This window comes from Ruegeria sp. CJ6 (assembly GCF_056536665.1).
On record NZ_JBQFQB010000008.1, the window covers coordinates 79,774 to 92,275 of the forward strand.

Genomic DNA, 12,502 nt, shown 5'->3' on the forward strand with positions numbered 1-12,502 from the left:
ATAAAATGACCCGCCGCTTCGATTATTTCATCGTTCTGGCCGATATGCGGACCGGTTCGAACCTGCTTGAATTGCAGCTGAACACGCTGGATGGCGTCACGTGTCACGGAGAAGCGTTTAACCCCTATTTCGTCGGCCTGCCAAAACTGGACAGCGTTCTGGGCTTTACCCTGGAAGATCGTGAACGCGACCCGATGGCGCTGATCGACGCCATCCGAAACGCGCCGGGCGAGATGAACGGCTTTCGCTTTTTCAGCGACCACGATGCGCGGGCGCTGCCACCGGCGCTGGATGATCCGCGCTGCGCCAAAATCATTCTGATGCGCAACCCTCTGGATAGCTACATATCGTGGAAAATCGCCTTGGAAACAAAGCAGTGGCGGTTGGTGAACATCAAGCAACGTCGGGAGGCGCAAATCACCTTCGATGCCGAAGAATTCGCCGAACAGCTCGACCAGCGGCAAGCATTTCAACAAACAGTGCTCAAACATCTGCAGACCACCGGGCAAACACCGTTCTATATCGACTATGACGATCTAACAGATTTGGACGTTCTGAACGGCCTTGCCGCGTGGCTTGGCGTCAGCGCACGTCTTAAGGAGCTGAACCAGCATCTCAAACGTCAAAACCCAGCGCCTGCCCTGTCGAAAGTGACCAATCCGGATGATATGGAGCTGGCCCTGTCGCAACGTGACCGCTTCAAGCTACACCATATCCCGAGTTACGAGCCGCACCGCGGGCCGGCTGTTTCGCGCTATGTGGGTGCTGCGCAAACTTCGCTGATGTACCTTCCGGTGCGCGGCGGCCCCGAGGCTGAAGTGGTGCAGTGGATTTCCGATCTGGACGGGGTGTCACAAGCCGACCTGATCACCGGCCGCAATCAAAAACAGACCCGTCAATGGATGCAGGATCATCCCGGTCACCGCAAATTCACGGTGCTACGCCATCCGCTGGCGCGCGCGCATGCGGTGTTCTGCGACCGTATTCTGCACACAGGCCCCGGCGCATATGTCAGCATTCGCAATAGGCTGAGCCGACGGTACAAGGTGCCTCTGCCTGCCAAGGGTGATCTCAGCAATTATACCCGCGATCAGCATTCCGAGGCGTTCGCGGCCTTTCTGGGCATGCTACGCAGTATTCTGGCGGGTCAAACCCCGATCCGTGTGGATGGGGAATGGTGCGGACAGGCGCAGACGCTGGAAGGCATGGCCGGTTTCACCATGCCCGACCTGATCCTGCGCGAGGATGAGATGGAAACCGCCTTGCCCGACCTTGCCTACAAAGTTGGGCATACAGCCCCGCCAACCCCAAACAGGGCCAAGCCGGACGCGCCGTTTGCACTTGATCAGATTTACGACGCACAGCTTGAAGCGCTGGCGAAGGAAGCATACCAGCGCGACTATACAATATTTGGATTTGGTGACTGGAAACCGCTTTGAACCTTGCTTAGGGGCGCAGGGTAATCACGGTTCCTTCATTCACCATGGCGTAGATCTCTTCGATCTCATCATTCTTGACCGCAATACAACCTGCCGTCCAATCCGGGGTCTTCTTCGCCCGCTTGAACTCGGATCGCAGATTGGGTTGTCCGTGAATGAAGATGTCGCCGCCCGGATCAACACCTGCGGCCTTGGCTTTAGCCAAGTCTTCCGAATTGGGATACGATATACCCAACGATAGATGATACCTGCTGCGCGGATTGCGGCGGTCGATCAGATAGGTACCCTCGGGCGTACGACCATCGCCTTTTTTGTTTTTCGTGCCGGTGGGTGCAAATCCTAGATCGATATCGTACTCCCGCAAAATCTGCTCGTTATGGAGCAAATACAGCTTGCGTGCACCTTTGTTGATGACCATCGAGGTCACCTCGGGCCCGCGATAAGAAAGAAATCTGGGTTTGGCTGAGGCACATGCTGAAAGGCTCAGCGTTGCCATTGCGCCCATTCCGAATGCTCGACGATCCATTATTTTCACTGCCTGATGCTCTTTTTTGTCAATTATTATGTCAGATTTTCGCGAAACTTAAATCACTTTTTGCTGTTCGACTGTTCCGCCAGGCGGCGTTCGATCGATTCCAGCCTTTCAAGAACCTCATCACGATAGGCATCGGTCTTGACCTCATCCTCGGCATGGTGCGCGTCCTGCATCGAGTTCACGATGAGACCGACCAGCAAGTTCACCACCGCAAAGGTGGTCACCATGATGAAGGGAACAAAGAAAAGCCAAGCGTAGGGATACACCTCCATCACAGGGCGGACAATGCCCATGGACCAGCTTTCCAGCGTCATGATCTGGAACAGCGTATAGGCCGACAGACCCAGATCACCGAACCAATCGGGGAACGTGCCCGAGAAAAGTTTGGTTGAGATCACAGCGCCGATGTAAAACAGGATCGCCATCAGCAGGAACACGCTGGCCATGCCCGGCAGGGCTGAGATGAAGCCTTCGACCACTCGGCGCAGGCGCGGCGCGACCGAGATGACACGCAGGACCCGGAGGATACGCAGTGCCCGCAGAACTGAAAGCGCCCCTGCACTGGGAACTAGGGCGACGCCCACGATCACGAAATCAAACACATTCCAGCCGCTGGTGAAGAACCGGCGCCCTGTGGCGATCAGTTTCATGACGATTTCGATGACGAATATGGTAAGGCACAGCTTGTCCAACGTCACGATCAGTGGACCCGCTGCGTCCATCAGCGTGGGCGATGTCTCCATCCCCAGCAGTACCGCGTTGAACAGGATCACACCGGTGATGAATTTCCCGAAAGCCGGTGCTTCGATGATGGGCAGCAGTCGTTGGGCGATCACCATGCGGGTGGTCCTTATCTCAGGATTATTTGTTCAAAATGAACCGAGCAGCAAGTTCGGTGTGTGACGACCATCGAAATTGGTCAACCACCTGTACCCATTCAAGGGCATATCCGGCGTTAACCAGCGTTTTTGCGTCACGGGCAAAGGTGATCGGGTTGCACGAGACATAAACAACCACCGGGCGCATGGCCTGCGCCAGCTCGGCCACCTGCGCCTCGGCCCCAGCGCGCGGCGGGTCAAGCACAACGGCGTCGAATTTCTTGAGTTCATCGGGCATGAGCGGGCGGCGGAACAGGTCTCGGGCCTCGGTCGTGACGTGTTTCAAGCCTTGCGCCTTGCGCCAGCCCTGATCCAAGGCCTTCGTCATCTCGGCCTCACCTTCAACCGCATGCACCTCGGCCGTCTGCGCCAGCGGCAGCGAGAAGGTTCCGCAGCCCGCGAATAGATCGACAATCCGCTTGGCCCCCTGCGTCGCATCGGAAACGGCCTGTAATAGAGCCTGTTCTCCGTCTTTTGTGGCTTGCAAAAACGCTCCGGGCGGTGGGGTGACGCCAGCGGTTCCAAAGCGTTGGATCGGAGGTACACGCATGGCGATAACCTCATCATCCCAACTAAGCCGGGCAAGGCCGTGATGCTCGGTCGCCTGCGCGAGCGCCAGCTCCAACGGTCCATCCAGCGGTTTGCCGCCCTTGACCGCAACATCCAATCCGCCTTCGGACAGGGTCAGCGTTACGGCCAACACACCTTTCCGACTGCCACCCAACAACGCCAAGGCTTCGGCCACCGGGATGGCAGCAATCAAGGTTGGGTGCAGCAAATGGCAATCCGGGATTTCGGTAATCGTGTCAGAAGCGCGACCATGAAACCCGGCCAGCGTACCCTTCTTGGTGCGCCGCACGGCGATGGTGGCCCGACGGCGGGATCGATCAGGCGAAGTGTGAATGGGCCGCATCGGGGCATCGAGCCCCTGCGCGGCCAACGCGTTGCGCACCACCTCAACTTTCCACTCGGCGACAAAATTATCGGTCGCATGTTGCAACTGGCAGCCGCCGCAGGCCTTGTAATGACGGCAGGGTGCCTTCACCCGCTGATCCGAGGGTGTTTCGACGCGAATATCGTTCAGAAACTGACCCAGCAACGTACCGCTGACCACTTCACCCGGCAGAGTGCGTGGCGCATAGATCGGACCATCGGCGATTCCGTCGCCCTGATGTCCAAGGCGGTTTATTGTGTATTGCTGCGTCATGGAGGCCTGATAACTGGGGTTTGAGCGCAACAAAACCCTTTATTCTGCAGCCTCGGCCTGAATGAAGCCGCCCGATTGGCGATGCCAGAACCGGGCGTACAACCCGCCACGCTCCAGCAGAGCCTCGTGCGTCCCGCTTTCAACGATGTGACCGTGGTCCAGAACAATAATCCGATCCATCTCGCTAAGCGTGGACAGGCGGTGGGCAATAGCCAGCACGGTCTTGCCCTGCATCACCCGGTGCAGTGCCGTCTGAATCGCTGCCTCGACCTCGGAGTCCAATGCCGACGTCGCCTCGTCCAGAACCAATATCGGTGCGTCTTTCAGGATAGCGCGAGCCAGGGCGATCCGCTGTCTTTGCCCGCCGCTCAGCTTCACGCCGCGTTCGCCCAGATGCGCGTCATAGCCCTTGCGTCCTTGCGCATCCTCGAGACCGAGTATGAATTCATGCGCCTCGGCTTTGGTCGCGGCCTCTATCAGCTCATCTTCAGTCGCGTCAGGACGACCATAGAGGATGTTCTCGCGCGCCGAACGATTGAACATTGCGGTTTCCTGCGTGACCATGCCGATCTGGCGGCGCAAGCTGTCCTGAGTGACTTGGCTGACATCCTGCCCGTCGATGCGAATGACGCCTTTTTCGCCGTCATAGAGCCTGAGCAGCAGTGAAACCAACGTTGATTTCCCTGCACCAGACGCCCCGACAATGCCCAGCTTTTCGCCCGGTGCGGCGGTGAAATGCAGATCGGAGACACCGCCAATATCGCGGCCATAAGCAAAACTGACATGATCAAACGCAATCTCCCCTTCTGAGACGATCAGTTCAGAGGCGTTCATCGCGTCCTCGACCCGGTCGCGCTTGGTCAGAGTATGCATCCCGTTTTCAATCTCACCGACATTTGCGTAAAGACCCATCAGTGTGAAACTGACCCAGCCTGTCATTTGCGAGATGCGTATCGCCACGGCCCCCGCCGCTACGATATCCCCGGCGGTCGCGCCACCCGCCCGCCACAGCCATAGCGTTGCGCCGATCAACAGGACCGGCAGAACCCCCGCCAGAGTCATCAGGATGAACCGGAAACTGGCCGATAGTTTGCCGAATTCCAGCGACCGTTCACGCAGGTCGACCATGGAATTTCGGGCGGTATGATCTTCGAACTCGGAATGGGCAAACAGCTTGACGGTCTTGATGTTGGTGATCGTATCGACCACCTGCCCCGACACCATCGCCCGCGCCCCCGCCCGCGCGGCAGAGCGTACGCGGATGCGTGGAAGATACCAGCGCACCAGCAGGAAATAGACAACAAGCCAGGCAACAAATGGCAGCATCACAAGCGGGTGAATAGACCCTAACAAAAGCAGTGAGCCTGCAAGTGAGGCAATAGCGAAGACAATAGCGCTGATTGTTTCGGACACCACTTGCGTCATGGCGTTCGATGTCTGCATCTGTTTTTGGGCGATACGTCCGGCGAAATCGTCATCGAAATAGGTCACCGACTGGCCCAGCGTCCAGCGGTTCAGTTTTGCCAAAACCAACGGCGTGATGTTGGGCATGACGATGTAGTTATTTGCCACCGACGACAGGCCGAACAGTGCGGGGCGTAGAAGCATGAAGAATGCGACAGCACCCAAAATGATCGCGAGATTGCCGCCGGTCAGAAACGTCTCGGGACTGCTGTTAGTGGTCAGATCAATGACGCGGCCCAGGACCCAGGCGGTGCCAGCTTCCATCGCACCCGCGATCGCCGAGAAGGCTGCTGCGACGAACAGCATCGGCCAGGCGCCGGACAAGCTCCAACGGATGAACGCCCCCAGCGTTTGCGGCGGGGGCGTTTCTGTGTCTTTGAACGGTTGGATGAGGTCGGCAATCCTCATTCAGCGGCCTCCGGGTTCAGGAAGCCTCCAGATTGCCGCGCCCAGAACTGAGCGTAAAGCCCTCCTTGCGCCAACAGATCGGAATGACCACCTTGTTCAACGATCCGGCCGCCATCCATCACAAGGATGCGATCCAACTGAGCAATCGTGCTGAGCCGGTGCGCGATGGCGATCACGGTCTTGCCTTGCATCATGCCGTAGAGTGTTTCCTGTATCGAGGCTTCGACTTCGGAATCTAGGGCAGATGTCGCCTCGTCCAACAGCAAAATCGGCGCGTCTTTCAGGATCACCCGCGCCAGCGTTACACGCTGCCGCTGACCGCCCGACAGTTTCACGCCCCGCTCGCCCACATGCGCATCATAGCCAGTGCGGCCCTCCGGGTCTTGCAGATCGAGGATGAACTCATGCGCCTCGGCCTGTTTCGCAGCGGCAATCATCTGTTCTTCGGTCGCATCAGGCCGACCATAGAGGATGTTGGCCCGAACCGAGCGGTGTAACAGAGCACTGTCCTGCTGAACCATACCAATATGGCCGCGCAAACTGTCCTGCGTGACCTTCGAGATATCCTGGCCATCGATCAGGATCGCGCCCTTCTCGACATCGTAAAATCGCAAAAGTAGCTTTACTAGAGTCGATTTTCCGGCACCGGAGCGGCCGATCAGGCCGATCTTTTCGCCTGGCCGGATGGTCAAGTTGACGTGATCCAAACCACCGGATTCTCGTCCATAGTGATGAGACAGATCGCGTATTTCGATCTGGCCATTACCAAGCCGCAAAGGTTTCGCATCAGGTTCGTCCAACAGATCGATGGGCTGCGCGATGGTCTGCATACCCTCGGCAACGATACCCAATTCGCGAAAGAAGCTGGTCAGCGCCCACATGATCCACCCGGTCATGGCATTCAACCGTAGTGTTAGTGCCGTGGCGGCGGCCACCACTCCCACCGTTGCGCTACCTTGCGCCCAAAGCAGGATTGCCCAACCGACGACTCCCACGATCAGCACACCGTTCAGCGCAACAAGCGCGGCATCCATAATGGTGAAAATCCGCATCTCGATCTGGAAAGTGCGGCGGGTTTCCGCAATCGCCTCGCGCGCATAGTCCTGTTCCTGAGTGTCATGGGCAAACATCTTGATCGAGTGGATGTTGGTATAGCTGTCCACCACCCGGCCCGTCACGGTCGAGCGTGCATCCGACGCCGCCTGAGATGCCGGGCCGACCCGCTTAACGGTCCAGCGCACCAGCGCACCGTAAAACACCAGCCAGATCAGCAATGGTAGCAACAGTCGCGGATCAGCCGCCATAAGCAGAATGGCCGCACCGATCATGTAGGCGATCGAGAACGAGATCGCGTCAAAGACTTGAAAGACCACCTCACCCGCGGCGGGCGGGGTCTGAACAACCCGGTTTGCGATGCGCCCGGCAAAGTCATTCTCGAACCAGCCAACCGATTGACGCAGAACATGTTTATGCGCCCGCCAACGGATCAGAGTCCCAAAGTTCGGCAGGATTGTGTTGTTGAGCAGCAAGACGTCAACAAGCTGAAGGATGGGACGAATAAACAGGATCAAGGCGGCAACCACGACCAATTCAGTCCCGTGCGCCTGCCAGAATTCAGCAGGAGAACTGCCCAACAGGTCCACAACGCGACCCATATAAAAGATCAGCCCGACCTCGACAGCAGCAACGACCACGGACATCAGCGCGGCCAATACGAAAACGCGTTTGAAAGGCTGCGAGTAGCCCAGCATGAAAGGCCACAGCCGCGTCGGTGGCTTGTCTACCTGTTCATAGGCAACAAAAGGGTCAATGAGGTTTTCGAAGTAGCGAAACATGGAGTGTGCTCCGATTGAGCAGAAAATAGGTCATGCGAAGAAAGATGGCGCCAGAACACCACCCCTACGGGTCAAAGTGTTCCGGGCTTTAGCCGAACCAGATCCCGTAATACATTCGCATTCCTCCCTCCATATGAGTCAGGCGCACCCTGCCAAATCAATTCGGGTTTGTCATCCCTTTTTGAGACTTCAAATCAGTCGGCAAGCAATTCTTCGCGGCTAAGCGCGAAATCCGACGCGATCCAACGCGCCTCAAGCTCGGCCAGTTTTGCACCCAGCGCGGGGCCCGAGAAGGCGGGGATCAAATCCGCCGCCTTGATCGGGAAACTGGCCGCGGACCCTTTTTGCAAAGCTCGGTTCAGGTCTTCGGACCAAGGCTGTTCAAGAAATGCATGACGCAAAAGTGTCTCGTGCAATCCGCCTTCCGACCCATAGCGATAACCCAATTCTGCGACACTGGTCGTCGCCATCGCTTCGTCGCGCATCCGAGCCAGACGCTGCAGTTGCGCGCGGCTAAGACGCAGGGTTTTGGCCACTTCGGGCGATGCAATCGCGGCCAAACGACGAATCGCTTCGGGCGCTGCATGGGCGTCTTGTTCCAGCTGAATCAGGATCGGCAGTGCCCGGTCATCAGCCCCGGGTAAGAGCTGCGCCAAAACGCCAGTGACGCGCATGGCGGCAACCGACGGCGCGGGGTCAGGCGCAGCGAGCAGTTTTAGCATCTCTGCCCCGACCCGTTCGCGCGAAAGTGTCTCTAACCCGTCCAAATTTGCAGCTATTGCATCCAGTGCAGCGGGGTCAAAGCCACCATCCACATCCCCGTACCAAGCATGAAACCTGAAATATCTGAGCGACCTTAGGTAGTCTTCTTGGATGCGATCACTGGCCTCCCCGATGAACCGTACGCGACGCGCCTGTAGATCCGGCAAACCGTTCAGCGGATCAAGGATTGTGCCGTCAGGTTTGGCATAAAGCGCGTTCATGGTGAAATCACGACGCGCGGCGTCTTCTTCGACCTTGTCGGAAAAGGCGACGACAGCACGCCGACCATCCGTTTCGACGTCACGGCGAAACGTCGTGACCTCGTGCGGGATACCTTTGCTGACAATCGTCACGGTGCCATGGTCTATCCCTGTTGGTATCGGCTTCAGACCAGCTTTCTGCGCCAGTTCCACGACGTGTTCCGGCTCGGCGTCTGTGGCGATATCAATGTCAGAAACCGGCGCCTGCAGCAGAGCATTGCGCACACAGCCACCAACGAATAGCGCCTGCGCCCCGCCGTTGGTCAGGGCGGTGCATACATCCTGCGTGGCTTGGTCGGTTAACCAATCTTCTGTGATCCGCTTCATTCACTCATCCGCGCTGCCAATCCCCGCAGCATCCGTGCCGTCGCACCCCAGATATAATAGGGGCCATAGGGCACAGCATAGTAATACCGTCTTTGGCCACGCCAACGGCGCGACTCGACGACATAATTCTCTGGGTTCAGGACATGCGCAAGCGGAACGAAGAAGATCTCATCCACCTCGCCCGGTTCGGCGACTGGTTCAAAACTGGCTTCAAGGATCGCAACAACCGGCGTGACCGAAAAGGACGTCACGGTTTCATGAGTCGGCAGATGACCCAGAATACTGGGTAGTTCTGGCGGAAGACCAATTTCTTCCTGTGCTTCGCGCAAAGCTGTCGCAGTAACGTCGATGTCGCCCTCATCCTGTTTTCCACCCGGAAAGGCGATCTGGCCCGGATGGTGTTTCAACGCCGAAGAGCGTTTGGTCAAGATCAATCGAGGTGCGTCTCCGGTCACAGAAACAGGCACTAACACGCCCGCAGGGCGCAGTTTGCGCCCCGCCGGCAGCACCGTTTCCGGGTTCAGATCAAAGTCACTGGACCCGGACCCATCACGGCTCAGCGCCTCGGTCAGGTCTGTGATCAGATCACGCGCCATCCGGGCCTTCGGCCTCGAACCCGACGGTCGCAGGGTCCAGCACATAGTGCGCACCGCAGAATTGGCAGTCTGCTGTGACGGTGCCTTCGTCCGTGGTCATTGTCGCAATATCCTGCGCCGAATAGATCGACAGGCTTTGGCGCACGCGATCTTCGGAACAAGTGCAACCGAATTTTACCTGCTGTGCATCATAGACGCGAGGCTGTTCCTCGTGAAACAGACGCACCAGAAGGTCGGTTGGCGCAACGGATGGCCCGATCATCTCCAGATCATCCACGGTGTCGAGCAGGATGTTGACGCGATCCCAGTTCTCGCCCTCTTCACCATCCACCAGATCCGAGGCAGACAGGATCTCTCCGCTGCCCTCCCCGGAAGCGGCAAAGGGCGAGGCTTTGGGCATGTGCTGCAGCATGATCCCGCCAGCGCGCCAGTGTTCACCGACGCCGGGTTCGGTCGATTTGCCGAAGCTCAACGAAAACCGGGTCGGCAGCTGTTCGGACTGCGCGAAATAGGCTTCCGCACACGCGCTCAGTGATCCCCCGGCCAGTGGGGTGATGCCCTGATAAGGCTGTGTACCTTCACCTTGGTCAATCATGATGGCGAAGTACCCGTCACCCACCTGATCGAAAGGGGCTGCATCGGTCAGCCGGTCGCGGTCAAAGCTCGCATATGCGCGGATCTGCGCGGGTTCGCCCTCGACCTGTGGCGCATAATAATCGGTTGCGATCATCCGCACCGCGCCCTTGGATTGCACCTGCAGAGACAGCTTCCAGCGCAGCGATACCGTTTGCCCTATCAATGCAGTCAGCAGGGCCATCTCGGCCACCAACGCCTCGACCACCTCCGGGTAGTCGTGCTGTTTCAAGATGCCGCCCAACACGCCGTCCAGCCGGGCCACGCGGCCTCGCATGTCGGGTATATCGAGTTGAAAGGGCAGGACGGTATCGTCCCACGCGATTTTGGTTCCAATAGACATGGGGTTTCCTTAAGCGCCACAGGTTGGCATACCGCCACCATATAGGTTGAACAGTTTGGGTTGAAAGGGGCCTTACATGATCAGACGGTTCGGTGAAAGCCCCGAGGCAGAGCGAAAATACACCCGGCGGGTCGGCGTTTATGCCCTATTGCCACAAGGCAACCGATTGCTGCTGACCTGTCAGCTGGAACCCGGACCCGATCTGCAGCTGCCGGGCGGCGGCATCGATCCGGGGGAATCACCGATTACAGCGCTTCACCGTGAGGTTTACGAAGAAACCGGCTGGCTGATCGCCGCGCCCCGGAGAGTGGGTGCGTTTCGTCGATATACCTACATGCCGGAATACGATCTGTGGGCCGAGAAGGTCTGCCTGATTTACCGCGCCCACCCGGTCAGACGCCTAGGCCCTCCGACCGAAGACCTTCACGAGGCCATTTGGATGGAGACCGCAGATGCCGTTCATCTGTTGGGCAACGAGGGCGACGCCCATTTCGCCCAGCGCCACCTGCATGAGCTTTAAGGTCCGTTATATTCAAAAAACACTGCAGAGACATCATCCGCAATTCCGCTGTCCGGTGACATCACCTGTGTAAGACGCCAGAACATGTCATCCAGAAATTCCGGTCCACCGTGATCGGCGGCACATTCAACAGCCATCGCCTTCAACCCGTCATCATCCAGCAGACTGCCGTCGGCGAGCTGGCATTCGGTGAACCCGTCCGAATGCAAGAGCAGCTTGTCGCCCGGTTGCATATAGGTTTCCGTCTGCTGAAACTGCGCCTCAGGCAGCAGACCAATGGGCAACCCGCCTTCGCCCAGAAACTCGGTTTTACCATCACGGCGCAACAACAGCGGATGCGGGTGTCCGGCCTGCACCATTTTCAGATGTCCGTTGCGCAGATCGATGATGGCATAGACCATGGTGAAATACTCTTCGATCCCGGCATCGGCGATCAGACGCGAATTAAGCAGCGAAGCGACCTCTTCGGGTGGCAGAAGGGCGTAGAATTTATTGAAACGACGCTCCATCGCAATGTTCTGATCGAAATGCGTGCTGGACAGATACCCGCCCAGCCGTGCCGTCATCATCGCAGAGGTGATCCCGTGGCCGGAGACATCGATGCTGTAAAACCCCAGCCGATTGACACCGGGCGAAAACATCCCCACCAGGTCACCACCGATATGACCACAGGGTTTCAGAAGCAGGCTGACCTGTGAGTTGCCAAAGGTCCCCTTCAATTCAGGCACCAGCGAATCCTGAATTTTGCGCGCCTGCATCAGGTCTTTATCGATCGCTTCATGGGCAAGCTTCAGTTCGTTCAGCGCTGTTTCGATCAACTGGTTTTTTCGGGACAATTCGCGTTGCATGTCAAGAATACGCGCCCCGGCCGATATGCGCGCACGCAGCTCATCAGCCTCAAGCGGCTTGATCAGAAAATCGTCTGCCCCAGCATCCAGACCGCGCGCGACCTCCTGCTTTTCGCTTTTTGAGGTCAGAAGAATGAAATAGCTATATTGCTCACTGTCCAGCTCTCGGAAGGCGCGACAAAACTCAAGCCCGCCCATACCTGGCATGACCCAGTCGCTTAGAACAAGATCAGGTGGGTCCGAGGTGCAAAGCTCTATCGCGGCTTCACCACTGTCGGCTTCAAGAACCTCGAATCCCCACTTTTTTAGCGAGGCCACCAGAATGCGCCGCTGCAGACGGCTGTCGTCCACAACAAGAACCTTGCGGATCGCGCCAAAATCCAGCTCGACCCGGGCCTCTACTTGACTGGCATCCGGCACCATGAAGTCCCTGTACTTGCTCAACTC

At 57.8% G+C, this 12,502-nt stretch carries 11 protein-coding genes; 2 read left to right on the top strand and 9 right to left on the bottom strand.

The features are described from left to right. Window positions 1-5: 5 nt before the first annotated feature. Window positions 6-1,439 (top strand): nodulation protein NodH, encoded by a 1,434-nt coding sequence (locus ACR0BT_RS19185; RefSeq protein ID WP_480763853.1) that lies wholly within the window; start codon window positions 6-8, stop codon window positions 1,437-1,439. Between the two features lie 7 nt (window positions 1,440-1,446). Here ACR0BT_RS19185 and ACR0BT_RS19190 read toward each other — a convergent pair whose 3' ends face one another. From ACR0BT_RS19190 to hslO, 8 genes are all read right to left on the bottom strand, one after another. Continuing rightward, on the bottom strand, window positions 1,447-1,965 hold the full coding sequence (locus ACR0BT_RS19190) for a L,D-transpeptidase family protein (RefSeq protein ID WP_170399336.1): 519 nt from the start codon (window positions 1,963-1,965) through the stop codon (window positions 1,447-1,449). A gap of 62 nt (window positions 1,966-2,027) precedes the next feature. Beyond that, window positions 2,028-2,813, bottom strand: a complete 786-nt coding sequence (locus ACR0BT_RS19195) for an ion transporter (protein WP_170664229.1) — start codon at window positions 2,811-2,813, stop codon at window positions 2,028-2,030. A gap of 22 nt (window positions 2,814-2,835) precedes the next feature. Further along, complete coding sequence (locus tag ACR0BT_RS19200) at window positions 2,836-4,059, bottom strand: class I SAM-dependent RNA methyltransferase (RefSeq protein WP_480763854.1); 1,224 nt, start codon at window positions 4,057-4,059, stop codon at window positions 2,836-2,838. 39 nt (window positions 4,060-4,098) lie between these two features. Continuing rightward, entirely contained in the window at window positions 4,099-5,931 is a 1,833-nt protein-coding gene (locus tag ACR0BT_RS19205) for an ABC transporter ATP-binding protein (protein WP_480763855.1), read from the bottom strand. Continuing rightward, window positions 5,928-7,766 (bottom strand): ABC transporter ATP-binding protein, encoded by a 1,839-nt coding sequence (locus tag ACR0BT_RS19210; protein ID WP_480763857.1) that lies wholly within the window; start codon window positions 7,764-7,766, stop codon window positions 5,928-5,930. Before ACR0BT_RS19210 ends, ACR0BT_RS19205 begins: the two co-directional genes overlap by 4 nt. 194 nt (window positions 7,767-7,960) lie before the next feature. Then, the gene (locus tag ACR0BT_RS19215) at window positions 7,961-9,115 is read right to left on the bottom strand and encodes a CCA tRNA nucleotidyltransferase (protein WP_170515472.1); all 1,155 of its coding nucleotides are present in this window, start codon (window positions 9,113-9,115) and stop codon (window positions 7,961-7,963) included. Continuing rightward, window positions 9,112-9,711, bottom strand: coding sequence for a CoA pyrophosphatase (locus ACR0BT_RS19220; protein ID WP_170399354.1), 600 nt, complete (start codon window positions 9,709-9,711; stop codon window positions 9,112-9,114). Before ACR0BT_RS19220 ends, ACR0BT_RS19215 begins: the two co-directional genes overlap by 4 nt. Beyond that, the gene (gene hslO, locus ACR0BT_RS19225) at window positions 9,701-10,687 is read right to left on the bottom strand and encodes an Hsp33 family molecular chaperone HslO (RefSeq protein WP_170399357.1); all 987 of its coding nucleotides are present in this window, start codon (window positions 10,685-10,687) and stop codon (window positions 9,701-9,703) included. Before hslO ends, ACR0BT_RS19220 begins: the two co-directional genes overlap by 11 nt. 76 nt (window positions 10,688-10,763) lie before the next feature. On the opposite strand from hslO, the gene ACR0BT_RS19230 reads away from it, so the two are divergent. After that, window positions 10,764-11,207, top strand: a complete 444-nt coding sequence (locus tag ACR0BT_RS19230; protein ID WP_480763858.1) for an NUDIX hydrolase — start codon at window positions 10,764-10,766, stop codon at window positions 11,205-11,207. On the opposite strand, the gene ACR0BT_RS19235 is transcribed toward ACR0BT_RS19230, so the two are convergent. Then, window positions 11,204-12,478: a PP2C family protein-serine/threonine phosphatase gene (locus ACR0BT_RS19235; RefSeq protein ID WP_480763878.1), complete on the bottom strand. Its 1,275-nt coding sequence runs from the start codon at window positions 12,476-12,478 to the stop codon at window positions 11,204-11,206. The two genes, ACR0BT_RS19230 and ACR0BT_RS19235, sit on opposite strands and share 4 nt — an antisense overlap. Window positions 12,479-12,502: the final 24 nt, after the last annotated feature.

Bases quoted from the DNA above. Each gene is read 5' to 3' on its own strand.
- ACR0BT_RS19205 (WP_480763855.1), bottom strand. From the start codon at position 5,931: ATGAGGATTGCCGACCTCATCCAACCGTTCAAAGACACAGAAACGCCC.
- ACR0BT_RS19215 (WP_170515472.1), bottom strand. From the start codon at position 9,115: ATGAAGCGGATCACAGAAGATTGGTTAACCGACCAAGCCACGCAGGAT.
- ACR0BT_RS19200 (WP_480763854.1), bottom strand. From the start codon at position 4,059: ATGACGCAGCAATACACAATAAACCGCCTTGGACATCAGGGCGACGGA.
- ACR0BT_RS19185 (WP_480763853.1), top strand. From the start codon at position 6: ATGACCCGCCGCTTCGATTATTTCATCGTTCTGGCCGATATGCGGACC.
- hslO (WP_170399357.1), bottom strand. From the start codon at position 10,687: ATGTCTATTGGAACCAAAATCGCGTGGGACGATACCGTCCTGCCCTTT.
- ACR0BT_RS19235 (WP_480763878.1), bottom strand. From the start codon at position 12,478: ATGGTGCCGGATGCCAGTCAAGTAGAGGCCCGGGTCGAGCTGGATTTT.
- ACR0BT_RS19230 (WP_480763858.1), top strand. From the start codon at position 10,764: ATGATCAGACGGTTCGGTGAAAGCCCCGAGGCAGAGCGAAAATACACC.
- ACR0BT_RS19190 (WP_170399336.1), bottom strand. From the start codon at position 1,965: ATGGATCGTCGAGCATTCGGAATGGGCGCAATGGCAACGCTGAGCCTT.
- ACR0BT_RS19210 (WP_480763857.1), bottom strand. From the start codon at position 7,766: ATGTTTCGCTACTTCGAAAACCTCATTGACCCTTTTGTTGCCTATGAA.
- ACR0BT_RS19195 (WP_170664229.1), bottom strand. From the start codon at position 2,813: ATGGTGATCGCCCAACGACTGCTGCCCATCATCGAAGCACCGGCTTTC.
- ACR0BT_RS19220 (WP_170399354.1), bottom strand. From the start codon at position 9,711: ATGGCGCGTGATCTGATCACAGACCTGACCGAGGCGCTGAGCCGTGAT.